This is a genomic window from Celeribacter sp. (genome assembly GCF_048270365.1).
Classification (GTDB): domain Bacteria; phylum Pseudomonadota; class Alphaproteobacteria; order Rhodobacterales; family Rhodobacteraceae; genus Celeribacter.
In genome coordinates this window covers 15,267-36,746 of the sequence record NZ_JBLWTA010000006.1, presented here as the reverse complement: position 1 = coordinate 36,746, position 21,480 = coordinate 15,267, and the positions used below count along the sequence as shown (strand labels likewise).

24 protein-coding genes are annotated in these 21,480 nt (G+C 60.2%); 18 read left to right on the top strand and 6 right to left on the bottom strand.

Annotation, left to right across the window (positions count from 1 at the left end):
* Nucleotides 1–221 precede the first annotated feature (221 nt).
* A complete protein-coding gene (locus ACN0X0_RS09815; RefSeq protein WP_417279007.1) occupies nucleotides 222–617 on the top strand; it encodes a RidA family protein in 396 nt (131 codons plus the stop codon).
* Nucleotides 618–661: 44 nt separating this feature from the next.
* Here the strand turns inward: ACN0X0_RS09815 and ACN0X0_RS09810 are convergent, their stop codons facing one another.
* The 3 genes from ACN0X0_RS09810 to ACN0X0_RS09800 all read right to left on the bottom strand — a co-directional run bounded on the left by ACN0X0_RS09810 (nucleotide 662) and on the right by ACN0X0_RS09800 (nucleotide 2,505).
* Nucleotides 662–1,597 carry a PHP domain-containing protein gene (locus ACN0X0_RS09810; RefSeq protein WP_417279006.1) on the bottom strand — a complete coding sequence of 312 codons (936 nt, stop codon included), beginning with the start codon at nucleotides 1,595–1,597 and terminating at the stop codon, nucleotides 662–664.
* A 110-nt stretch (nucleotides 1,598–1,707) separates the two neighbouring features.
* Nucleotides 1,708–2,337, bottom strand: a complete 630-nt coding sequence (locus ACN0X0_RS09805; protein WP_417279005.1) for an AAA family ATPase — start codon at nucleotides 2,335–2,337, stop codon at nucleotides 1,708–1,710.
* Between the two features lie 3 nt (nucleotides 2,338–2,340).
* A complete protein-coding gene (locus tag ACN0X0_RS09800) occupies nucleotides 2,341–2,505 on the bottom strand; it encodes a hypothetical protein (RefSeq protein WP_417263979.1) in 165 nt (54 codons plus the stop codon).
* A gap of 390 nt (nucleotides 2,506–2,895) precedes the next feature.
* Here ACN0X0_RS09800 and ACN0X0_RS09795 point away from each other — a divergent pair, with 390 nt between their 5' ends.
* Both ACN0X0_RS09795 and ACN0X0_RS09790 read left to right on the top strand, forming a co-directional pair.
* Nucleotides 2,896–3,849: a 2-hydroxyacid dehydrogenase gene (locus ACN0X0_RS09795; RefSeq protein WP_417279004.1), complete on the top strand. Its 954-nt coding sequence runs from the start codon at nucleotides 2,896–2,898 to the stop codon at nucleotides 3,847–3,849.
* 147 nt (nucleotides 3,850–3,996) lie between these two features.
* Nucleotides 3,997–4,269: a hypothetical protein gene (locus ACN0X0_RS09790; RefSeq protein WP_417263981.1), complete on the top strand. Its 273-nt coding sequence runs from the start codon at nucleotides 3,997–3,999 to the stop codon at nucleotides 4,267–4,269.
* A gap of 88 nt (nucleotides 4,270–4,357) precedes the next feature.
* Here the strand turns inward: ACN0X0_RS09790 and ACN0X0_RS09785 are convergent, their stop codons facing one another.
* Nucleotides 4,358–5,029, bottom strand: a complete 672-nt coding sequence (locus ACN0X0_RS09785) for a L,D-transpeptidase (protein ID WP_417279003.1) — start codon at nucleotides 5,027–5,029, stop codon at nucleotides 4,358–4,360.
* A gap of 704 nt (nucleotides 5,030–5,733) precedes the next feature.
* Between ACN0X0_RS09785 and ACN0X0_RS09780 the strand changes: the two genes are divergently transcribed.
* From ACN0X0_RS09780 to ACN0X0_RS09710, 15 genes are all read left to right on the top strand, one after another.
* On the top strand, nucleotides 5,734–6,438 hold the full coding sequence (locus ACN0X0_RS09780; RefSeq protein WP_417279002.1) for a TetR/AcrR family transcriptional regulator: 705 nt from the start codon (nucleotides 5,734–5,736) through the stop codon (nucleotides 6,436–6,438).
* A complete protein-coding gene (locus tag ACN0X0_RS09775) occupies nucleotides 6,431–7,393 on the top strand; it encodes an HlyD family secretion protein (RefSeq protein ID WP_417279001.1) in 963 nt (320 codons plus the stop codon). Before ACN0X0_RS09780 ends, ACN0X0_RS09775 begins: the two co-directional genes overlap by 8 nt.
* Before the next feature lie 3 nt (nucleotides 7,394–7,396).
* Nucleotides 7,397–8,338 (top strand): ABC transporter ATP-binding protein, encoded by a 942-nt coding sequence (locus tag ACN0X0_RS09770; RefSeq protein WP_417279000.1) that lies wholly within the window; start codon nucleotides 7,397–7,399, stop codon nucleotides 8,336–8,338.
* Nucleotides 8,335–9,471 carry an ABC transporter permease gene (locus ACN0X0_RS09765; RefSeq protein ID WP_417278999.1) on the top strand — a complete coding sequence of 379 codons (1,137 nt, stop codon included), beginning with the start codon at nucleotides 8,335–8,337 and terminating at the stop codon, nucleotides 9,469–9,471. Before ACN0X0_RS09770 ends, ACN0X0_RS09765 begins: the two co-directional genes overlap by 4 nt.
* A gap of 199 nt (nucleotides 9,472–9,670) precedes the next feature.
* Nucleotides 9,671–10,924, top strand: coding sequence for an imelysin family protein (locus ACN0X0_RS09760; RefSeq protein ID WP_417278998.1), 1,254 nt, complete (start codon nucleotides 9,671–9,673; stop codon nucleotides 10,922–10,924).
* A 60-nt stretch (nucleotides 10,925–10,984) separates the two neighbouring features.
* Nucleotides 10,985–11,221 carry a (2Fe-2S)-binding protein gene (locus ACN0X0_RS09755; protein WP_417278997.1) on the top strand — a complete coding sequence of 79 codons (237 nt, stop codon included), beginning with the start codon at nucleotides 10,985–10,987 and terminating at the stop codon, nucleotides 11,219–11,221.
* A 4-nt stretch (nucleotides 11,222–11,225) separates the two neighbouring features.
* Complete coding sequence (bfr, locus tag ACN0X0_RS09750) at nucleotides 11,226–11,711, top strand: bacterioferritin (RefSeq protein ID WP_417278996.1); 486 nt, start codon at nucleotides 11,226–11,228, stop codon at nucleotides 11,709–11,711.
* A gap of 28 nt (nucleotides 11,712–11,739) precedes the next feature.
* Nucleotides 11,740–13,269 (top strand): di-heme oxidoredictase family protein, encoded by a 1,530-nt coding sequence (locus ACN0X0_RS09745; RefSeq protein ID WP_417279157.1) that lies wholly within the window; start codon nucleotides 11,740–11,742, stop codon nucleotides 13,267–13,269.
* Between the two features lie 10 nt (nucleotides 13,270–13,279).
* Nucleotides 13,280–14,302, top strand: a complete 1,023-nt coding sequence (locus ACN0X0_RS09740) for an imelysin family protein (RefSeq protein ID WP_417278995.1) — start codon at nucleotides 13,280–13,282, stop codon at nucleotides 14,300–14,302.
* Between the two features lie 58 nt (nucleotides 14,303–14,360).
* The gene (locus ACN0X0_RS09735; protein WP_417278994.1) at nucleotides 14,361–15,452 is read left to right on the top strand and encodes a DUF1513 domain-containing protein; all 1,092 of its coding nucleotides are present in this window, start codon (nucleotides 14,361–14,363) and stop codon (nucleotides 15,450–15,452) included.
* Nucleotides 15,453–15,759: 307 nt separating this feature from the next.
* The gene (locus ACN0X0_RS09730; RefSeq protein WP_226550294.1) at nucleotides 15,760–16,383 is read left to right on the top strand and encodes an ATP-dependent Clp protease proteolytic subunit; all 624 of its coding nucleotides are present in this window, start codon (nucleotides 15,760–15,762) and stop codon (nucleotides 16,381–16,383) included.
* A gap of 215 nt (nucleotides 16,384–16,598) precedes the next feature.
* Nucleotides 16,599–17,867 (top strand): ATP-dependent Clp protease ATP-binding subunit ClpX, encoded by a 1,269-nt coding sequence (clpX, locus tag ACN0X0_RS09725; protein ID WP_417264357.1) that lies wholly within the window; start codon nucleotides 16,599–16,601, stop codon nucleotides 17,865–17,867.
* Between the two features lie 183 nt (nucleotides 17,868–18,050).
* On the top strand, nucleotides 18,051–18,434 hold the full coding sequence (locus tag ACN0X0_RS09720; protein ID WP_417264358.1) for an NADH:ubiquinone oxidoreductase subunit NDUFA12: 384 nt from the start codon (nucleotides 18,051–18,053) through the stop codon (nucleotides 18,432–18,434).
* Complete coding sequence (gene mlaD / locus ACN0X0_RS09715) at nucleotides 18,434–18,898, top strand: outer membrane lipid asymmetry maintenance protein MlaD (protein ID WP_417264359.1); 465 nt, start codon at nucleotides 18,434–18,436, stop codon at nucleotides 18,896–18,898. Before ACN0X0_RS09720 ends, mlaD begins: the two co-directional genes overlap by 1 nt.
* The gene (locus ACN0X0_RS09710) at nucleotides 18,895–19,434 is read left to right on the top strand and encodes a DUF2155 domain-containing protein (RefSeq protein ID WP_417278993.1); all 540 of its coding nucleotides are present in this window, start codon (nucleotides 18,895–18,897) and stop codon (nucleotides 19,432–19,434) included. The genes mlaD and ACN0X0_RS09710 overlap by 4 nt, the downstream gene beginning before the upstream one ends.
* Here ACN0X0_RS09710 and aat read toward each other — a convergent pair.
* Together aat and accC are read right to left on the bottom strand one after the other, a co-directional pair.
* On the bottom strand, nucleotides 19,398–20,042 hold the full coding sequence (gene aat, locus ACN0X0_RS09705; RefSeq protein ID WP_417278992.1) for a leucyl/phenylalanyl-tRNA--protein transferase: 645 nt from the start codon (nucleotides 20,040–20,042) through the stop codon (nucleotides 19,398–19,400). The two genes, ACN0X0_RS09710 and aat, sit on opposite strands and share 37 nt — an antisense overlap.
* 80 nt (nucleotides 20,043–20,122) lie before the next feature.
* Entirely contained in the window at nucleotides 20,123–21,469 is a 1,347-nt protein-coding gene (gene accC / locus ACN0X0_RS09700) for an acetyl-CoA carboxylase biotin carboxylase subunit (protein ID WP_417264362.1), read from the bottom strand.
* Nucleotides 21,470–21,480 lie beyond the last annotated feature (11 nt).

Below are 21,480 nucleotides of genomic sequence, written 5' to 3'. Positions count from 1 at the left end.
AGCCTCATGGAGAGAGAGCAGCAGGCGCGGGGCGGGTTCTTGTGCACAATCTGCAAATGCCGAAATAGAGGGCGAAATTCTGGCCGATTGGTCAAATATCAGGCGTTGGGTGGGAAAATCGGATGCGGAATTGTACACAATGGCGGCGCTCAAGGCCCAGGACTGGCATCACAAAACGGCCATTTGGCGAATCTGACAGAGACTCATCCCCGGAGCATTCCATGCACAAAGCCCTGACCCCATCCTCCATCGCCGCGCCCTTTGGTGCCTATTCGCATGGCATCGCCTCCGCCCCCGCAGGGCAGATCATCGTGACGTCAGGTCAACTTGGTCTGGCGCCCGATGGCACCTGTCCCGAAGGCGTCAAAGCCCAAGCAGAACAGTGTTTCGCCAATATCGACGCGATTTTGCAGGAGGCGGGCGTGAGCCGTGACACGGTGGTGCGCGTGAGCGGCTTTGTGACTGCCCGCGAGGACTTTCCGACCTATATGGCGGTGCGCGATGCCTGGCTGGCGGATGTGGCGGTGAAACCCGCCTCGACGCTTTTGATCGTCACCGGGTTTACCCGCGAAGAGTTCAAGGTCGAGGTCGAGGTGACGGCGGTGGTGCCTGCTTAATTTGCAGCCACGGCGCGTGCCTGTTTTTTCGGCTTTCGCGCGGCTCAGCCCTTAAAATCCGGGTTTGGCATCGGGTTCGACCAAGCCCGTTTGCCTGCCCGGTCCATCACAGTGATCCGAATCCAAGGGCTTTTGTGAAACCGCATCAAAGGCACCTCGGCGCGGGTCAGGCTTTCGCCATGCAGTGCCATTGCTGCCGAGCCGTGGCCTTGGACGATGACCGAAGAGACCGCGCTACAGTCCACGGTAACGGCTTTCTCTGTCACCTCGATCTGGCGCAGTTCCGGGCCTTGGCTGCTATAAAACTCGCCGCGTTTGAGCGCCGCTAACAGGGCCTCGGGGGTGAGTGTTTCCGCTTTGACCATGACCCAGCCGCCGAAGTGATCGGGTTCGGTGAAATGCGCGTCATCGGTGGCAATTACCGTCAGGTCGCGACCCTCGGACAACAACAGATCGGCATAAAACGCCCCATCCGCCCGGTCGCACCCCATGGCGCAGCCGTGGTTGTAAATCTCGACCGCATGGGCCGCCTCAATTGAGCGCGCATCGGAAAGGCTCATCCCCGACCACTGCGGATGCGCGACGGCAACGAAAGCGCCCGCATCGCGTGCCCGCTGCGCCAACTCCGGTCCGCTTTCCTGACCGTCCACAGGGACAAAGGCCGGGGAATGCGAGCGGGCGAACTCCAAGGGCAGCCCGACCGCAAGAATGTGCCACAGCTCGCCATTCTCCATCGCGCCGGAATGCAGCTCGGCGCCGAAGAGCGTCGTAAATCCCTCGTCGCGAAAGGCGGTCGTGTCCACCAGAGGATAGTCATAGAGGCCGACGAAATGGTCCGTCAGGGCAATGAAATCATAGCCTTCCGCCTTATAGCGGCGGCAGACCTCGGCAGGGTCCAGCGCGCCGTCAGAGCGGTTCGAATGGGTGTGCAGATTGCCGCGATAGAAACGGCCGGGGGCGGTGAAGGCGGATGGGATCATGGCAGGCTCCATTGGTCATACGCGGGTTTAGGAGCAGCGCGTGACATCACCGTGACAGAGTAGCAAAACCCCGTCGCGGGTCATGGAGCCAGAAGCCGAAAATGTTAGGGTCAGAGCTTGACGCCCATGCGTTTGAGCACCGGGGCCCATTGCTCTTTCATCGGCGCGTATTTCGCCTGGCTCTGGTCGAAAATCGATAGCCCTTCGCGCGCCAGATCGACATAGGCGGCGCGTTCGGAAATCATCGTGACGATCTCCTGCCCGTTGGCCTCGAGAAACTCTTTCAACAACCGCCCATCCTTGCGCCGCGGGTCGATGCGCGACCCGATGGGGAGGATGTCGACTTTCTCCTTACGGATGCGTTTCAGATCACGCAGCGTTTTCAGAAACCCTTTGACCGCCAGCTCGTCGAACATCGAGGGCATCACCGGCGTGACCATGAAATCGGCCTCTTTCAGAAAGGGTTTGGCGTCCTCCGCCTCAAGCCCCGCGCCGCTGTCGATCACCAGCCATTCGGTCTTTTTCGGCACCGAGGGCTGTGCTTCCCCGGACCAATCGAGCACCGGGATATGCGCGGCATAGGCCGAGCGGCGTTTGCCCCACATCCGGGCGGATTGCTGCGGATCGGCATCGGCCAGCGCGACCTTGCGCCCTGCGGCTTTGAGGGCGGCCGCGAGCGTGATCGCTGTCATCGTCTTGCCGGAGCCACCTTTGCTGTTGGCGACGAGAAGCGTCTTCACGGGTCACGATCCTTTCTTGGAATTCTTCTTGAGGAATTTTCGGATATGGTCGCGCAATTCGCGCGAGGCGGAGGTGTCCATATCTTCGCAAAGCGCCACGAACTCATCCCTGTCCGCCTTTGGCAGGCGGATGATCAGGGTGCTGTCTTTCTTGGTCTTGGGCGACATGGTGCCATCCTGTTTTGCCTATACGCTGTATATACGCGTCAAAGCGGGGGTCAAGAGAGGGTCAGCGTTTTTTACACGTTTTTTCCGGTCTTTTTCGATGCTTACAACAAGGCGACCGCGACACGGAGGAAGCGGAAAAATCAATAAGACTTTGGTCGCGGATCAGACCCCATTTGAGCGTATCACCTCGTCATAGATTTTCTCAAGGTCTGTGTGTTGCGGGGCATCTTTATGGCCTGGAAAACGTCACGCCTTTGTCAACAGTGCCTCGATTGCGCCGGTTCTGTTTGTAGAAAAACATACCCTTGGGCGCGAAAGCCTGTTTCCGCATGGTGGCGAAACGGGTTAGGACGAAAGCACCAAGTTGTCCCGCATTCAGAAAGGCCGACCATGCCCCAAGCCGCTATCCTCGTCTCCGCCCCCTATTTTACCGCAGACGAACTTGCCCGGATCGAGGATGTGGGGGAGGTGGTCTATGCGGGCACCCCCGACGAGCGCGCCGCTTTGTCCGAAGAGGCGCGGATGGGCGTGCGTGCCATCGCGAACAAGGGGCACAAAACCCTCGACGGGGCGCAGATGGATCTGTTTCCGAACCTCGAAATTATTTCGCAGTTTGGCGTCGGTTATGATGCCATCGACGTGGCGGCGGCCACTGCGCGGGGCATTACGGTGACCAACACGCCGGATGTCTTGAACGAAGATGTGGCCGATCTGGCGCTGGCGATGATGCTCGCCTGGTCGCGTGAGATCGTCCGTGGCGACGGCTGGGTGCGGGACGGCACTTGGGGCAAGGGTAAGGATTTGCCTTTAAACCGCAAAATGTCCGGTGCCCCTGTGGGGATCGCGGGCATGGGCCGTATCGGGCGCGCCATCGCGGACCGTTGCGCGGGTTTTGGCATGCCGGTGCATTACACCTCGCGCAGCGCAAAGGACACGCCGGAGGGTTGGACCTATCATGGCGAAGACGTCGTGGCGCTCGCTGAGGCGGTTGATTGGCTGGTCGTGGCTGTGGTCGGTGGGGAAAACACCAAAGGCTATCTCTCGCGTGAGGCGATCCGGGCGCTCGGTCCCCGAGGTGTGGTGATCAACATCGCACGCGGCACCTGTATCGATGAAGATGCGCTGATCGAGGCCTTGGAAGCGGGCGACATCGCGGGGGCGGGGCTTGATGTTTTTTACAATGAGCCACATGTGAACCCGCGTCTGATCGCGCTTCCAAATGTGCTTTTACAACCGCATCAGGCCTCCTCTACCGTGGAAACCCGCCGGGATATGTCGATGCTGCAATGTGCCAATCTGACCGCCTATTTCGCGGGCGCGCCCCTGCCGACTCCGGTGAATTGACGCGCGCGCTCATGGCAGCGGTCATGGCAAAAGACCCACACCTGTGCAAAGTTGTGCGATTTTTGAACGAAAACCTGTTTCACGGCGTTTCACAAAGGGCTTTAAGGGGCTCATACGTATGAGAAGACTGCGAAAGGACGAAGGTCGATGAAATATCTGCTCTTGGTGGGGGGGCTTTTGGCCTTGGCGGGGTGTGAGGCTCCTTTGACATCCGAAGGCTATCTTCAGGAGTTGCCTGAAGGTCTGACAGAGGTGGCTGCGCCGAACCAGAATTTGGCGGCTGTACAGATCAACCCGGAAGATGGCTGTTACTGGTATCGTCACGACGGCCCGGTCGAGACGACCTTGTTGCCGCTGCGTGCGAAAAACGGTCGCCCGATCTGCACTGCGGCACCGGCGACGCTTGAAACCGCGATGTGATCCCCTTCACATGACGACATAAAAAAGGCAGGCGTAAGAGCCTGCCTTTTTTGTTCTGTTCGGTGCTCTGAATTGAATTGGGTGCGGCTTAGCTGGTCGCGGTCACGTAATGCTCTGCCGGGTAGAGATGCGCGGTTACGCCGGTGTTTGCCCGGTCATAAAGATCAATGACATGCGCCATCACCATGCGCACACAACCGGAGCTGGCGCGAGTGCCGATGGACCGCGGGTAGGGCGTGCCGTGGATGCGCAGATAGGTGTCGCGATTGCCGACATAGAGATAAAGCGCGCGAGACCCCAAGGCGTTGCGCGGACCCGGGTCCATGCCGTCGGCAAATTGCGCGTAGGTTTCCGGCTCGCGTTTGATCATCGCGGGGGTCGGCGTCCAGCTCGGCCATTTCGCCTTGCGGCGGATCGTGTAGGTGCCGGGCGTGTAAAGCCCGTCCCGCCCGATCGCCACGCCGTAGCGCATCGCGGTGCCGCCGTCTTCGACGAGGTAGAGGTAGCGCGCAACGGCATCGACATGGATGTCGCCCGTCCGCAGACCGTCTTTCGCCTCGACGCGACGCGGCAAGAACCGGCTGTGCAGACCCCAAGGGTTCGTGGTCTCGAGGTTGAAATCCGCAGGCGTCACCTGCGCATCCCAGCGGTCCCAATCGCTTTTGGTGGCGGCCATGGCGGGCGTGGCAGCCACTGTTCCAAGTGCCGTGGCGCTAAACAGCGCGGTGGAGGTTTGGATGAAATGGCGACGGGTTAACATGACGAATTCCTTTACGACTGAGCAGAGCGTAGTGATGGATGAGGTGGCAGCCTCGAATTTCACCTTCCTAGGTCAAACACATAAAAACGCAAGCTGTTCCGGCAGAGGAGTCACTTTTACGTGTGAGTTTTCAGGATGTTTTCGAAATACGTGACCGATTTGAGGCAAAATATCGGCCCTGCGCAGGCCTGTGGGGCACGCGAAATTGCTGAGTCCATGGGCGATAGGGATCGCTCAATTGGTTTAACGATTAAAGAAAATTCTATTATCTGACTTTGGTCATCTATGTTTTCTGACCAAGGTCAGAGGTCTCAAAATGACCCTCGTTCCCATCACTTGGTTCGGGTCCGGACCTTTTTCCAGTTCGTCAAATTCCTCATAGATGCGGTATTTGTCGAGACCGCCCGATTGCTCCCGCTCCAAAATCTCCGCAGCTTATTCGGGACGCCTTTGGGTGGGCTGACGATAGCGCAGCTCGTCGTCAGCGTCGCGATATACGAGGACTTCGGCGTGATGCGGTCATCGCGCGCCGCCATGATTTTCTTGCCTCTTTAATTGAAGCGAAATGTCGCAGGGGATGGGCATCTTCGGGCGTTACGCAGGATACTTGCGTTTGGGGTGTAGGGTTCGGGCTTTACTTTTATGCTGAATTTAAATAAATGACTGGTCAGTTAGTTAATGTCATTACAACTCGGGAGGTCCGGATGTCCGAAGACACAACGCCAGAGGCGGCCCCCAAATTCCGCCGCCGCAAAGAGGCGCGCCCGGATGAAATCCTCGACGCCGCCTTGGACCTCTTTGTTGAGAAGGGGTTCGACCGCACAAGGGTCGAGGATATCGCCACGCGGGCGGGGGTCTCGAAAGGCGCGGTCTATCTCTATTTTTCTTCGAAAGACGCGGTGATCGAGGCGCTGGTAGACCGGGCTGTCGGTGTGATCGTGGGCGAGGTGGTCGACCAGATCGGCGGCTTTCAAGGCGATCCGCGCGAGATCCTGCGCCAGATCGCGCCTCTGTTCATGGCGCGCATGTCCGACCCGCGCATTCTGGCCGTGCCGAAGCTGGTGATCCGCGAGGCGCCAACCCATCCAAAGCTTGCCACGATGTATCGCGAGCGCGTCATCGGGCGTGCCTTGCCCGCGCTGGTTGCGCTGTTTCGGCAGGGCATGGAGGGCGGCTATATTCGTAAAGTTGACCCGGAGATGGCCGTCCGCTGTGTGCTTGGACCGTTTCTAATGCATGTGCTTTTGGCGGATGTGTTCGACATCTGGCCCGACAGTGACGCGCCCAATGATCGGCCCAAAGATCTGCGCATTCCCGATCTGATCGACACCCATCTGACCCTGCTCTTTGCGGGCTTGGAGCCTCTCCCCACCGATCCTCATACCGAAAAGGAGCCGCAAAATGGCTGATCTTCCAAGCTGGCTGACCTCTGTCATCGCGGCGATCTACCCCGGGTTTCTCGACACGCCGCCCTATGTCTATGACGGCTACATCGAGGGCGATTTCACCTATGCGGCGCCGGCTTCGGGCGGGCGGATCGACACCATCGCGGTCTCCGAGGGCGATCATGTCGCCAAAGGCGCGCTGATTTTTGCTTTGGACGACGACCAGACCCGTGCCGCACTTCGTTCGGCTGAGGCGCAATTGGCGCAGGCCGAGGCGCAGTTTGAGAACCTCTCGACCGGCTCGCGGCAGGCGGAAACGGATGTGATCCGGGCGTCGCTTAATCAGGCGCGCGTGGCGCTGGACATCGCGCAGACCCGGCTGACGCGCTCGGAAACGCTTTTGGCCCGAGGCGCCACGACACAGGCCACGGTGGACGATCAACAGGCCGCCGTGGATGAGGCGCAGGCGGCGGTGACGCGGCTTGAGGCCGAATTGAAAGTGGCTGAATTGCCTGCCCGCGATGCCGAACGGTTGGCGGCCGAGGCGGCGGTAGATGCGGCGCGCGCGCAGGTCGATCTGGCGCGCTCCGATCTGGACGACCGCAAGGTCTACGCGCCGGTCACGGGCCAAGTGGAAAAGGTGTTCTTCGAGGCGGGCGAGGTGGCCGCCAGCGGTGCGCCCGTGGTGTCGCTTTTGCCGCCGGGACAGATGACCGCGCTGTTTTTCGTGCCCGAATATGAGCGCGCCGATCTGAGCCCCGGTGATGTTGTCGCGCTGTCCTGCGAGGGCTGCGCGCCGGGGCTCAGCGCCAAGATCACAAGGCTGGCCTCTGACCCGCAATACACGCCGCCGATCCTTTACACCAAGGCCGAACGCGGGCGGCTCGTCTACCGCATCGAGGCCGAGGTGATCGACCCGCAGGGCGTGTTGCCGGGCCAGCCGATCACGGTCGATGCCTCCGCCGCTGTGGAGGAGTGAAGCATGGAGGATGTCGCCATTTCCGTCACCGGCCTGACCAAGGTTTTTGGTGACCGCAAAGTCGTCGATGACTTCGATATGGAGGTCAAAAAGGGCGCGATTTATGGCTTTCTCGGGCCGAACGGATCGGGCAAAACCACGACGATCCGCATGATGTGCGGGCTTTTGACGCCGGATGGCGGCGCGGGGCAGTGCCTTGGTCTCGACATTCTCAATGAGAGCCGCGAGATCAAGAAACGCGTCGGTTACATGACTCAGAAGTTTTCGCTCTACGAAGACCTGACCATCGCCGAGAACCTCGATTTCGTCGCGCGGATGTTCGGGATGCCGGGGCGCAAGCGTCTGGTCGAAGAGGCGGTGCGCGATCTGGGGCTTGAGGGCCGGGCGGGGCAACTGGCGGGCACGCTCTCAGGTGGCTGGAAACAGCGGTTGGCGCTGGCCGCCTGTATGATCCACAATCCCGATCTCTTGCTTCTGGACGAGCCGACCGCCGGGGTGGACCCCAAGGCGCGGCGGGATTTCTGGGATGAAATCAGACGTTTGGCGGCCAAAGGTGTGACGGTTCTGGTGTCCACTCATTATATGGACGAGGCGGTGCAATGCGATCACATCGCCTATATCGCCTATGGCAAAAAGCTGATCGATGGCGCGGCGGAAGACATTCCGACGACCATCGGGTTGTCGACCTATGTGGTGAAAGGTCCCGATCTGAGTGCCTTGGAGGAGCGGCTGAAGCACGAAGACGGCGCCGGGCAGGTGATCCGTTTCGGTGCGGAGCTGCATGTATCGGGAACGGACAAGCCCGCGCTTGATGCTTTGGCGGCGCGCGAGGCGGATGGGGACTACGACTGGCAGGCGAAAAAGGCCGGTCTTGAAGAGGCGTTTATCTATCTCATGGCCGGCGCGAAGGACAATTTCGGTGCGGCCCCGGAGGAGGTCCAATGAACCGTCTGTTTTCATGGACCCGCTTTCTAGGCGTGCTGATCAAGGAATTCATCCAGATGAAGCGCGACCGCGTCACTTTCGCGATGATGATCGGCATGCCGGTGATGCAGCTATTGCTCTTTGGCTACGCGATCGACACGGACCCGCACAATCTGCCGACGCTGATCGAGGTGGCGGATGAGAGCCCCGTGGTGCGCAGCCTGACGGCGGCGATGGACACCTCGGATTACTTCGATTTCATTGGCATTGTGACCTCTGAGTTAGAGAGCGCCGAGGCGTTGAAAGACGGCACCGCAACGGTGATCCTGACCGTGCCGCCGGGGTTTGAGCGCGACATGATCCGGGGGCTAAGCCCACAGATTTTGCTGACCGTCGATGCCTCCGATCCGGTGGCGGCGGGCGGTGCGATTGGCGCGATGAACGGCGTGGTTGAAACCGCGATGAAACAAAGCCTGTCGGGGCCTTTGTCTTTCGCGGCAGGTTCCGAGCCGCCGTTCGAGATGGTGGTGCACAGGGCGTTCAATCCGTCGGAAGAAACCTCGATCAACATCGTGCCGGGGCTATTGGCGGTGATCCTGTCGATGACGATGATCCTGATCACCGCCGTGGCCATCGTGCGTGAGACCGAAAAAGGCACGATGGAAAGCCTGATCGCGACGCCCGTGACCGCCTCTGAGGTGATGCTGGGCAAGATTTTGCCCTATGTTTTCGTGGGATACGTCCAGACCTTCGTGTTTCTGATCGCTGCGCGGGTGCTGTTCAACGTGCCGTTTTCCGGCTCGTTTCTGGCGTTCTTCTTGGGCTTTAATCTCTATATCATCGTCAATCTCGCCATCGGATTTCTGGTCTCGACCGTGGCGCGCACGCAGATGCAGGCGATGCAATTGTCGTTTTTCACTATCCTTCCAACGGTTCTTTTGTCCGGCTTCATGTTCCCGTTTTCCGCTATGCCCGGCTGGGCGCAGAGCCTCGGCACGGCGATTCCCGCAACGCATTTCCTGCGCCTCGTGCGCAAGGTGATGCTCAAGGGCGGGGGGCTGCCGGAGGTGGCGGGGAATATGGCGGCGATCGCGGTGATCCTTGTGGTCGTTGTGGCGATTGCTTTGCGGCGGTATCGGCAAACGCTTGACTAAACGGCAAAAAAAAGAGGGTCATGCGATTTGCGCAGGCCCTCTGACGCATCTGTCATATTCCTATTAAAACAATCAGGATTGACATATCTTACCAAAGAAGTCAGTTAATCCCTTGTAGAGTGTCAGGCGTGTCACGGCACGTAGATTGGAAGGCCCCGCCGTTAGGACCAAGGCGGGGGAGACAGAGGGACAAAACCACATGAAACGTATGATGACGGCCATGATCGCAGCCACGCTTCCGGCCGCCGCTTTTGCGGGCGAAGCCGAAGTTGTGAGCAACTATGCCGACATGGCCCACGCCGTCTATGGCGATAGCCTGATCAAGGCGCAGGAATTGGACGCCGCCATCGCGGATTTCGTCGCGTCCCCCTCCGATCTGACGCTGGCCGCTGCCAAAGCCGCATGGCTCGAGGCCCGCGTGCCCTACCAGCAATCCGAGGTTTACCGTTTCGGCAACGCCATCGTCGACGATTGGGAGGGCAAGGTGAACGCTTGGCCTTTGGACGAGGGTCTGATCGACTATGTGGATGGCTCCTACGGCGGTGCGACCGACGAGAACCCGCTGGCCGCTCTGAACGTCATCGCTACGCCGTCTTTCGAACTTTCCGGTGAAACCGTGGACGCCTCCGCGATCACGCCTGAGTTTCTTGCCGAGACGCTGCACGAGGCCGATGAGGTCGAGGCCAATGTGGCGACCGGCTATCACGCCATCGAATTCCTGCTCTGGGGTCAGGACCTGAACGGCACCGATCACGGTGCGGGCGCACGTCCTTACACCGATTACCTGACGGGTGAGGATTGCACCGGCGGCAACTGTGAGCGTCGTGCGGAATACCTTGTCTCCGCGACCAAACTTTTGGTTTCCGATCTGGAATGGATCACCGAACAATGGGCCGAAGGCGGCGAAGCACGTGCGGCTGTCGTGGACGATCCGGCCGCGGGCATCACCGCGATGCTCACCGGCATGGGCTCGCTGTCCTACGGCGAACAGGCGGGCGAACGCATGAAGCTTGGCGTCATGCTGAACGACCCCGAAGAAGAGCACGATTGCTTCTCCGACAACACCCACAACTCGCATTTCTATGACGGCATGGGCATCCACAATGTCTATTTCGGCAAATACATGCGCGTCGATGGCACGCAGGTGAAAGGCGAGAGCCTCGCGAGCCTTTTGGCCGAGAAAGACGCTGGCCTCTCGAACGATCTGGGCCACGCTCTGGACCACACCATGGCCGAGCTGGGCGAGATCAAGGCGGCGGCTGAATCCGGGTTCTCCTATGACCAGATGCTGGCACGCGGCAATGAAGCGGGCGAAGAGCTGATCATGTCCGCCGTCGATGCGCTGGTCGCCCAGACCCGCGAGATTGAGCGTGCCGTGAGCGTTTTGTCCGCCTCCGAGATCGAAGTCGAAGGCTCCGACAGCCTCGACAACCCGGACGCTGTTTTCCAGTAAATACACTTCGGGGCGGCGCATCGAGCGCCGCCTTTTCCCACTCCAACGAGAGCCGAGATCATGATCGTCTGTTCCTGTAACGCCATCACCGACCGCGACATCCATGCCGCCATCGACTGGATGCGGGCCTCTGACCCTGAGACGATCATCACCCCCGGCAAAGTTTACCGCGCTCTGGGGAAATCCCCCGATTGCGGCAACTGCATGTCGCTTTTCCTTTCCTCTATGCGTCAGAATGATAACCTCAAGGTGCCTGCCGAATTGCGCGGGCTGAAAGACCACCGCAAAAGAGGATAATCCCATGAAAGGCGACGCCAAGGTCATTGAGTACCTGAACGCAGCACTCCGGTCCGAACTGACCGCCGTTTCCCAATACTGGCTGCACTTCCGACTTCAGGCCGATTGGGGTCTGGCGAAAATGGCCAAGAAATCGCGCGAGGAAAGCATCGAAGAGATGAACCACGCCGATAAGCTGATCGACCGGATCATCTTTCTCGAAGGCCACCCGAATTTGCAAAAGCTCGACCCCCTGCGGATCGGCGAAACCCCGAAAGAAACGCTCGAGGCGGATCTCGCCGGCGAGCAGGACGCGCTGAAACTCTACAATGAGGCGCGCAGCTATTGTGAATCTGTCGGCGACCATGTGTCGAAATCGCTGTTCGAAGAGTTGATCGCCGACGAGGAAGGCCATGTTGATTTTCTCGAAACCCAGCTCGACCTCTACGCCCGTCTTGGCGAGCAAGGCTATGCGCTGCTCAACGCGGCGCCCATGGACGAAGCCGAGTAAGGCCTATTTGCTTTTGGCCCTGTCCCTTATGGGGCAGGGTGCCTTTGCCGACCAACTTCTGCTTCCTGGCCCGACAACTGATCCGCATCTGTCCACCGTACCCCGTACGGCGGCCGAGCGTGCGCGGATTGCCGCCGTCATCGCACCTACGGCGGATTTCACCAAACCCGAAGCCTTCGAGACCAACCAAGGCGGCGCGGGCACCGTCGCCGATCCGGGCGATGACACGGCGTTCTCCTTGCCGCCCGCGACGCTGCCCTTCGAGCAGAAACTCGATTTCGAACTGGGCAATGCGCTCTTTGCCAAGCTCTGGGTCTCCTCGCCGTCCTCCACCAAAGCCTCCGACGGTTTGGGGCCGCTTTATAATGCGCGCTCCTGCCAGCGTTGCCACGTCAACGACGGGCGCGGCCATCCGCCGGAGCACGGGGACGACGACCGCACCTCGATGTTCCTGCGCCTCTCGGTGCCTGCGGGTGACGCGCCTCTGAGTGAGCTTGAGACCTATCTGGCCAAACTCGACGGGCAGAGCGCCACGCCACGCACCCGCCCCGTGCCGGGCTATGGCGGCCAGTTGCAGGACCTGGCGCTGGTTGGTTTCGCCCCCGAAGGCCGGATGGAGATCAGCTATCAGGAGATTCCTATCACCTTGTCGGGCGGTGAGGTGGTGAGCCTGCGACACCCGACGTACAGCATCAGCAATCCGGGGTACGGGCCTCTGCCCGACGAGTTGCAACTCTCTCCTCGGATCGCCAATCCGATGATCGGGCTGGGGCTTTTGGAGGCGATTCCCTCCGAAGACATTCTCGCACTGGCCGACCCCGAGGATCGTGACGGTGACGGCATCTCCGGGCGGCCCAACATGGTCTGGTCACGGCATTTTGATGCGCCCATGTTGGGGCGGTTCGGCTGGAAAGCGGGCGAGCCGACAGTCGAAGAACAATCCGCTGCGGCCTTTCACGGCGACATCGGCATTTCCTCTCCGCTCTTCCGCGCGCCTGCGGGCGATTGCACGGCGGAACAGGTGGACTGCCTCGCGGCTCCCCACGGCGCGGGCGACGTGCGCGGCGATGAGATCGACCAGACCGGCATGGATTTGGTGACGTTTTACGCCCGAAACTTGGCGGTGCCCATGCGTCGCGACGTGGATGATCCAGAGGTCCTGCGCGGCAAAGAGATGTTCTCCGAGGCCGGATGCGCCGCCTGCCATACCCCGAAATACGTCACCGCGCGGCTCACAGACAAGGACGACGCCCCACGCTCGTTCCAACTGATCTGGCCCTACACCGACCTGTTGCTCCATGACATGGGCGAGGGGTTGGCCGATCATCGCCCCGAACATCGCGCCACCGGCCGGGAGTGGCGCACGGCGCCTTTGTGGGGGATCGGTTTGACGGCGCGCGTTTCAGGGCCTACGACCTACCTTCATGACGGACGTGCGCGCACGCTCTTGGAAGCGGTGCTCTGGCATGGCGGCGAGGCCCAAAGGGCCCGCGACGCCGTGGTGGAGATGCCCTCTGAGGATCGCGCCGCACTCCTTCGTTTTCTCGAAAGCCTCTAGGGGAACCCACATGCGTTATTTCACGGCTCTTTGCTTTTCTCTGGCCCTATCTGTGCCTCTGGCGCCTGCCATGGCCACGCCCTTGGACGAAGCGTTGAGCCGCGCGGTGAATCAGCACACCATCCCTGCGGTGGACCGCTTTGATGTCGCGACGGCGTTTCTGGCGGATGTCACTGAGGCCAATTGCCTGCCGGGCAATGTGAAACCCGCCTATGACGTGGCTTTTGATGCCTGGATGGGGCTGCAACATCTGCATATGGGGCCGATTGAGAAAAACGGCCGCATCCTCGCCATCGCCTTTTGGCCCGACAAAAAGGGCATGATCCCGCGCACGCTTTCGGGCTATATCGCGGATCGGGACCCTGTGGTCGAGACGCCCGAGGCCTTCGCCGACGCCTCCATCGCCGTGCGCGGTCTCTTTGCGCTGGAATATATGCTGTTTGACGATCAGTTCGACGGCTATGCCGACGATAGCTATTCCTGCCACCTCGTCCAAGCCATCACCCACGACCTGCACCGAATGGCGGCGGAGATCAAAGAGGAATGGATCGCGCCCGACGGGTTCGCCCAGACGCTTTTGATGGCCGGGGAGGCGCCTCAGCCGCTTTATCTGACGCAAGAGGAAAGCGTTCAGGCACTTTACACCATGCTGCTTTCGTCTTTGGAAAACACCAAGGATCAGCGCATCGGACGGCCCATCGGCACCTTTGACAAACCGCGTCCCGAACGCGCCGAGGCGCGCCGCTCCGGTCGCTCCGAGCGCAATGTGATCCTGCAACTCGAAGCCGCCCGCGATCTGGCGCGGAACCTTGCGCCGGGCGAGATGCCGCTCTCGGAGGAGGCTTTCGCGAAAACCATCGCCCTGACGGAGGCGCTGAATGATCCGTCTTTCGCGGGCGCGGGCGATCCTATGGGGCGGTTGAAGATCGAGATCATCGGCCAGAATATCACCGGACTGATGGGCAATCTCGCCAATGAGGTCGGCGCCCCCCTGGGGGTCTCCGCCGGGTTCAATTCCTCTGATGGCGACTAAGGGCGGCGATTGAAATCCGCCGTTTCCTCAATAAAAACAAGAAACTGGAAATATTCCTATGAGCACACGTCGTAACTTTCTCAAGGCGGCTCTGGCCGCAACTCTCGTGCCCCGCCTGAGCTGGGCCGATGCCGGATCGCCCGCCTTTCTTGGTGCGGCCAAGGACACCAATGGCGATTACGCGCTTTACGGGTTGGACGCGGCAGCCCAGATTCTGTTCCGCGCGCCTTTGCCCGCCCGCGGCCACGCCGCCGCCGCCCATCCGACCAAGCCTGAGGCCGTGGCCTTTGCCCGTCGTCCAGGCACTTTTGCCGTCGTGGTGAACTGTGCCACCGGCAAGATCACCCATCGTCTGGATGCCCCCGAGGGTCGGCATTTCATGGGGCATGGGTTGTTCGTGAACGAGGGTGCGCTTTTGGTGACGCCGGAGAACAATTACGCCGAGAAAAAGGGCGTTTTGGGCATTTGGGATCGCGCCAAGGGCTATGCCCGCGTTGGTGAAGTCGCCACACACGGCATCGGTCCGCATGACATCCGCGCGCTCTCTGATGGCACTTTGGTGGTCGCCAATGGGGGCATCTTCACACACCCGGAGATTGGCGAGGGGCGGCAAAAGCTCAACATCGACGAGATGGAGCCCTCGCTTGCCTATCTCTCGGCGAGTTTTGCCCTCGAAGAAAAGCTGGTTCTGGCGCCCGAGCTGCATCAGAACTCGATCCGCCACCTCGCGATCGGCGCGGACGATCAGGTCGCCTTTGCCATGCAGTGGGAAGGCGATGAGACGGAGGTGGTGCCTTTGATCGGGTTGCATCGCCGCGGCGAAGAGGTGCGTTTGCCCGAGGCCGATATGGCCGAACAATATGCGATGAAGGGCTACGCGGGTTCGATTGCTTTTGCAGGCGATGGCTCCGAGGAGGCAATCACTTCGCCGCGCGGCGGTCGGATGCATCGTTTTGCGCCCGATGGCACCTTCTTGGGCGCCGTGCTGCGCGGGGACATTTGCGGGTTGGCGCCGATGGGCGACGGCTATCTCGGCTCCGACGGCTTTGGCGCGCTTTTGGCGCTGAAAGAGGGCATGTCGCCTCTGAACGCCGTGCCGGGTCTGGCCTGGGACAATCACTTGGTGGCTTTGCCGTCCTTGGTGGGGTGACCTGTCATGTAATCACGGGTCGATAAAATTTTACGAAAATTTTGTCTAAATTTGAGGCAAAGCGGCAACACCTCTGATTTTGCCGCTTTGTCCAACATGGTTACCAGAGCATGAATTTCTCATAAGTAACTGTTTTTTTATGATTTTTCGTGGAGTGATCCGTGTATGTTCACAGTTCGCTGCCGAGAAGGTGAGCGCTGATTTCCGAGACAGGTCCCGGGTGCTCTTGCAGCCCCCCCGGTCCGCTACTAAGACTTGGGTAACACTTCCGCGCTAACACATCAGACGACACAACAGGCAGGGCCCGATGAAAGATCCGATTGATACCTATATGAACACGCTCGTTCCCATGGTGGTCGAGCAGACGAGCCGCGGCGAACGCGCCTACGACATCTTCTCGCGCCTCCTCAAAGAGCGCATCATCTTCCTTAACGGCCCGGTGCATGATGGCATGTCGTCGCTGATCTGCGCCCAGCTTCTGTTCCTTGAGGCGGAAAACCCGAAAAAAGAAATCGCCATGTATATCAATAGCCCGGGCGGTGTCGTGACCTCCGGCCTGTCGATCTACGACACGATGCAATACATCCGTCCGAAGGTGTCGACTCTGGTGATGGGGCAGGCGGCCTCCATGGGCTCGCTGCTTTTGACCGCTGGCGAAAAAGGGATGCGTTTCTCGCTGCCCAACTCCCGCGTCATGGTGCACCAGCCCTCCGGTGGTTACCAAGGTCAGGCGACCGACATCATGATCCACGCGCAAGAGACCCAAAAGCTCAAGGATCGTCTGAACCAGATCTACGTGAAGCACACGGGTCAGGAATTCCAGACCATCGTCGATGCGCTTGAGCGTGACAATTTCATGTCGCCCGAAGACGCCAAAGACTTCGGTCTGATCGACGAGATCGTCGAAAGCCGCGCGCCGCTCGCGGAATAAAATGATGGGCGTCTCGGCCTGATCGGGCCGATGCGCCCTCTCTTCAATCTCGGGGAGAGCCGTCAAATCGGGTGTTGGGGCAGAGAGATTTTGCCATTGTGCCCGAAAAACGGCTGTCCTACACTCTGTCAAATATCGCTCTTTGACCGGCTGGCCCCCGATGGGCCTATAGGTCAAAGCACAACGCAAGAGAGCCTGAGGCTCAGGGGAATGTGATGAGCAATTCGTCCGGTGGTGACAGCAAAAACACGCTCTACTGCTCGTTCTGCGGCAAGAGCCAGCACGAGGTGCGCAAACTGATTGCGGGGCCGACCGTGTTCATCTGTGACGAATGCGTCGAGTTGTGCATGGATATCATCCGCGAGGAGACCAAGACCTCGGGTCTGAAATCCTCCGAAGGCGTGCCGTCGCCGAAAGAGATTTGCCAGGTTCTTGATGATTATGTCATCGGCCAGGCGACCGCGAAACGCGTGCTCTCGGTGGCTGTGCACAACCATTACAAGCGTCTCAACCACGCCGCCAAAGGCGCGGGCGACATTGAGCTTGCGAAGTCGAACATCCTGCTGATCGGCCCGACCGGTTGCGGTAAAACGCTTTTGGCCCAGACGCTGGCGCGCATCCTCGATGTGCCCTTCACCATGGCCGATGCCACCACGCTGACTGAGGCGGGGTATGTGGGCGAGGATGTCGAAAACATCATTCTCAAGCTTTTGCAGGCGTCTGAGTATAACGTCGAACGTGCGCAACGCGGCATCGTCTACATCGATGAGGTCGACAAGATCACGCGCAAATCCGACAACCCCTCGATCACCCGCGACGTGTCGGGCGAGGGCGTGCAGCAGGCTTTGCTGAAAATCATGGAAGGCACCGTCGCCTCCGTGCCGCCGCAGGGCGGGCGCAAGCATCCGCAGCAAGAATTCCTGCAAGTCGACACCACGAACATCCTGTTCATCTGTGGGGGCGCCTTTGCCGGCCTCGACCGCATCATCGCGCAGCGCAACAAAGGCACCGCGATGGGCTTTGGCGCCGATGTCAAAAATGATGACGACCGTGGTGTCGGCGAGATGTTCAAAGAACTCGAGCCCGAAGATCTGCTGAAATTCGGCCTGATCCCGGAATTCGTCGGACGTCTGCCGGTTCTGGCGACGCTCGAAGATCTCGATGAGGACGCGTTGGTCACCATCTTGACACAGCCGAAAAACGCTCTGGTGAAACAGTATCAGCGTCTGTTCGAGTTGGAAGACACCGATCTGACCTTCACCGAAGAGGCGCTCACCGCCATCGCCAAACGCGCCATCGAGCGCAAAACCGGCGCGCGTGGTCTGCGTTCGATCCTCGAAGACATCCTGCTGGACACGATGTTCGAGCTTCCGGGCATGGACAATGTGACCGAAGTGGTCGTCAACGAAGAGGCTGTGATGTCCGAGGCGAAGCCTCTGATGATCTATTCCGAGGACGACGCCAAGGAAAAGACCGCGTCCTAAGGGATACGTCCGAACGATCTGAAAGCCCCGCTGCGGTTCCCGTCGGCGGGGCTTTGCTTTGCCACCGGAATGTGAAGCGGATTTCAGCAGGAAAAGGCAGGGCGGGCAGCGGCTGCCCTCTGGACCTCCGCGTCCGGATGGTTCATAGAAAGAACCAAGCGAAATTCGAAAGGTGACACCGTCATGGGGATTTTGAACACGGCACTGCGGGCGTTGATCTGGTGGAAAGGTCAAACTATCGGTACGCAGCTTTTCACATGGCGTCACGGCATCAAAGTCGGCGAAGATGCTCAGGGCAATGCCTTTTACCGCAACAAAGACGATAGCCGTCGCTGGGTGATCTACAATGGCGATGTCGAAGCCTCCCGGGTCAGCCCGGACTGGCACGGCTGGCTGCACCACACCTTCGCGAACCACCCGGGTCATGAGGCGCTTGAGCACAAGATTTGGGAAAAAGAACACGTCGAAAACCTGACTGGCACCGTGGCCGCCTATGCGCCGGCGGGCTCGATCCGTCAGGCCAAGCCGATTGAGCGGCGCGATTACGAGGCGTGGCAGCCCGAATAATGGCCGAAAATCCGACAGAAGTTGCGGTGGGCGCAGGCGTTGTGGCGCTGGCCTTGGGGTTTCTGGTCTATGCGGGCCAGATCACCGGGTTCGGCGCGGGCGCGTCCGAGCACTACCAACTCACCGCTTCCTTCCGCTCTGCCGAAGGCATCTCGACCGGCACCGATGTGCGTCTCGCTGGCGTCAAGATCGGCACGGTCACGGCGCTCGATCTCAACCGCGATACCTTCCGCGCCGAAGCCAAACTGACGCTCGACGGCGATGTTGCGCTGCCGGATGACACAGCGGCGATGATCTCGTCCGAGGGGCTTCTGGGGGGCAATTTCGTCGAACTCGTGCCCGGCGGATCGATGTTCAATTTCGAGGACGGCCAAGTGATCGCGGACACCCAAGGCTCCGTGAGCCTGATCAACCTCCTGCTAAAATTCGTGACCGGCAGCGGTGACGATGGGGCCACGGAATGATCCGTCGCGCGGCCTTCATCGCAGCCATGGTCTTGAGCACGCCCGCCTGGGCGCAGGACGGCGGGTTCAACGACGATCTGGAAACCGGTCTCGATGAGATCATCATCCAACCCTTGGAAGAGGGGGGCGAGGTTGGCGGTTTTGGGGCTGGTGGGTTGTCGCTTGAAGACCTGCAAAACCTGCCCAATGAGGGCTTTCAGCAAGAGCTGAAGGACATCACCACCGAGTTGCAGGAAAATGTTGTCTCCGCCTCCGGCGCCACGGTGCGCGCGCTCGATAAGCTGACCGGCCAAGTCGCCGATCTGACACTAGAGACCGGTGGCGCGCAGGTTTTCGGCCGGATCGAGGTGTTTCTGGGCGATTGCCGCTACCCAGAGGACAACCCCTCGGGCAATGCCTATGCCTATCTCGTGGTCCGCGCCCAAGGCGACGAGGCCCCTGTGTTTTCGGGCTGGATGGTCGCCTCAAGCCCGGCTTTGAACGCCATGGACCACCCGCGTTACGACATCTGGCCCCTGAGCTGCAGCACGTCCTGAGGCGTCAAGCGCTCCGTGTGAGCCGTGAAATTTGCCCGTGTTGTCAAGGTGTTGCTCAGGAGTGAGCGATACTGCGAGCGGGGAATTTCGATGCCGCCGAGGCTGGCGAGATGCTCGGTCAGGAATTGCGTGTCGAAGAGCGTGAAGCCTGAGCGTTTGAGGTGCGCGACCAGATAGGCCAGCACGATTTTTGAGGCACTGGGCACGCGCGAGAACATGCTTTCGCCGAAAAATGCCGTGCCCAAAGCTAAACCATAAGTGCCACCCACAAGCCGATCCCCGTCCCAAAGCTCGACAGAATGGCCAAAGCCCATCTCGTGCAGCTCGGTATAAAGTTCGAAAATCGTATCGTTGATCCAGGTTTCGTCGCGGTCCGCACATCCCTCCATCACGGCCTCAAAAGCCTGATCGAAACTCACACGATAGCGGTCCTGCCGGATCAGCCGGGCGAGTGAGCGCGAGATGTGAAACCCGTTCAAAGGGATGATGCCGCGCTCGCGGGGATCGACCCAAAAGAGGCTCTCATCCTCGCGCGATTCCGCCATGGGAAAGACCCCATTGGCATAGGCTTGCAGGATCAATTCCGGGGTGAGTTCGATGTGGTTCATGGCGGCAAATGTGACGTGGGTGAGGGCAAAAGAAAAGGCCGCGATGAACGCGGCCTTTCAAACAGTGTTGAGCGATCAGATCAACCCAGATTGGCCTCAAGCCATTTTTCCAGCCAGTGGATGTTGTAATTGCCCGTGAGCACATCCTCTTCCTGCAACAACGCGTGGAACAGCGGGATCGTGGTGTCGACACCATCGACGATCAGCTCGCCCAGAGCGCGGTTGAGGCGCGCCAGAGCTTCGGGCCGGTCGCGACCATGCACGATCAGCTTGCCGATCAAACTGTCGTAATAGGGCGGGATCGAATAGCCATCATAAAGCCCGGAATCCATCCGAACACCCAGACCGCCCGGCGCGTGATATTGCGTGATCTTGCCGGGGCAGGGCGTGAAGTTCGGCAGCTTCTCTGCGTTGATCCGCACCTCGATGGCATGACCGTCCAGCAGCAACTCGTCCTGCGTGAAGGACAGCTTTTCGCCGGAGGCGACGCGAATTTGTTCGCGTACGAGGTCCTGGCGGAAGATCGCCTCGGTCACCGGGTGTTCCACCTGAAGGCGGGTGTTCATCTCGATGAAATAGAACTCGCCGTCCTCGTAGAGAAACTCGATGGTGCCCGCGCCCTTATAGCCCATCTCTGCGATGGCATTGGCGCAGATGCCGCCGATACGGGCGCGCTCTTCTGGGGTGATCGAGGGGCCGGGGGCTTCTTCGAAAACCTTCTGGTGACGCCGCTGCAAGGAACAGTCGCGCTCGCCAAGGTGGACACCGCCGCCCTGACCGTCGCCGAAGACCTGCACTTCGATGTGACGCGGCTTCTGGAGATATTTCTCCATGTAAACCTCGTCATTGCCGAAAGCGGCTTTCGCCTCGGAGCGCGCGGTGCGGAAGGCAACCTCAAGCTCGGCTTCGTTCAGCGCGACTTTCATGCCGCGACCGCCACCACCGGCGGTTGCTTTGATGATGACCGGATAGCCCATGGAGGCGGCCGCTTTTTTCGCGGCATCGACATCGGCGATACCGCCTTTGGAGCCGGGCACCACGGGGATGCCCAGTTTCTCGGCGGTCTCTTTCGCGGTGATCTTGTCGCCCATCTGGCGGATGTGCTCGGCGGAGGGCCCGATGAAGGTCAGGTCGTGATCTTCGACGATCTGCACGAAAGCGGCGTTCTCAGACAGAAAGCCATAGCCCGGATGGATCGCCTGCGCGCCGGTGATTTCACAGGCCGCGATGATGGCCGGGAAGTTCAGGTAGGACTGCGCCGAGCTGTTCGGGCCGATACAGACGGCCTCGTCGGCCATCCGCACATGCATGGCGTCCGCGTCCGCCGTCGAGTGGACGGCCACCGATTGGATGCCCATCTCACGACAGGCGCGGATCACCCGCAACGCGATCTCGCCACGGTTGGCGATGAGGATTTTATCGAACATCGACAAACCCC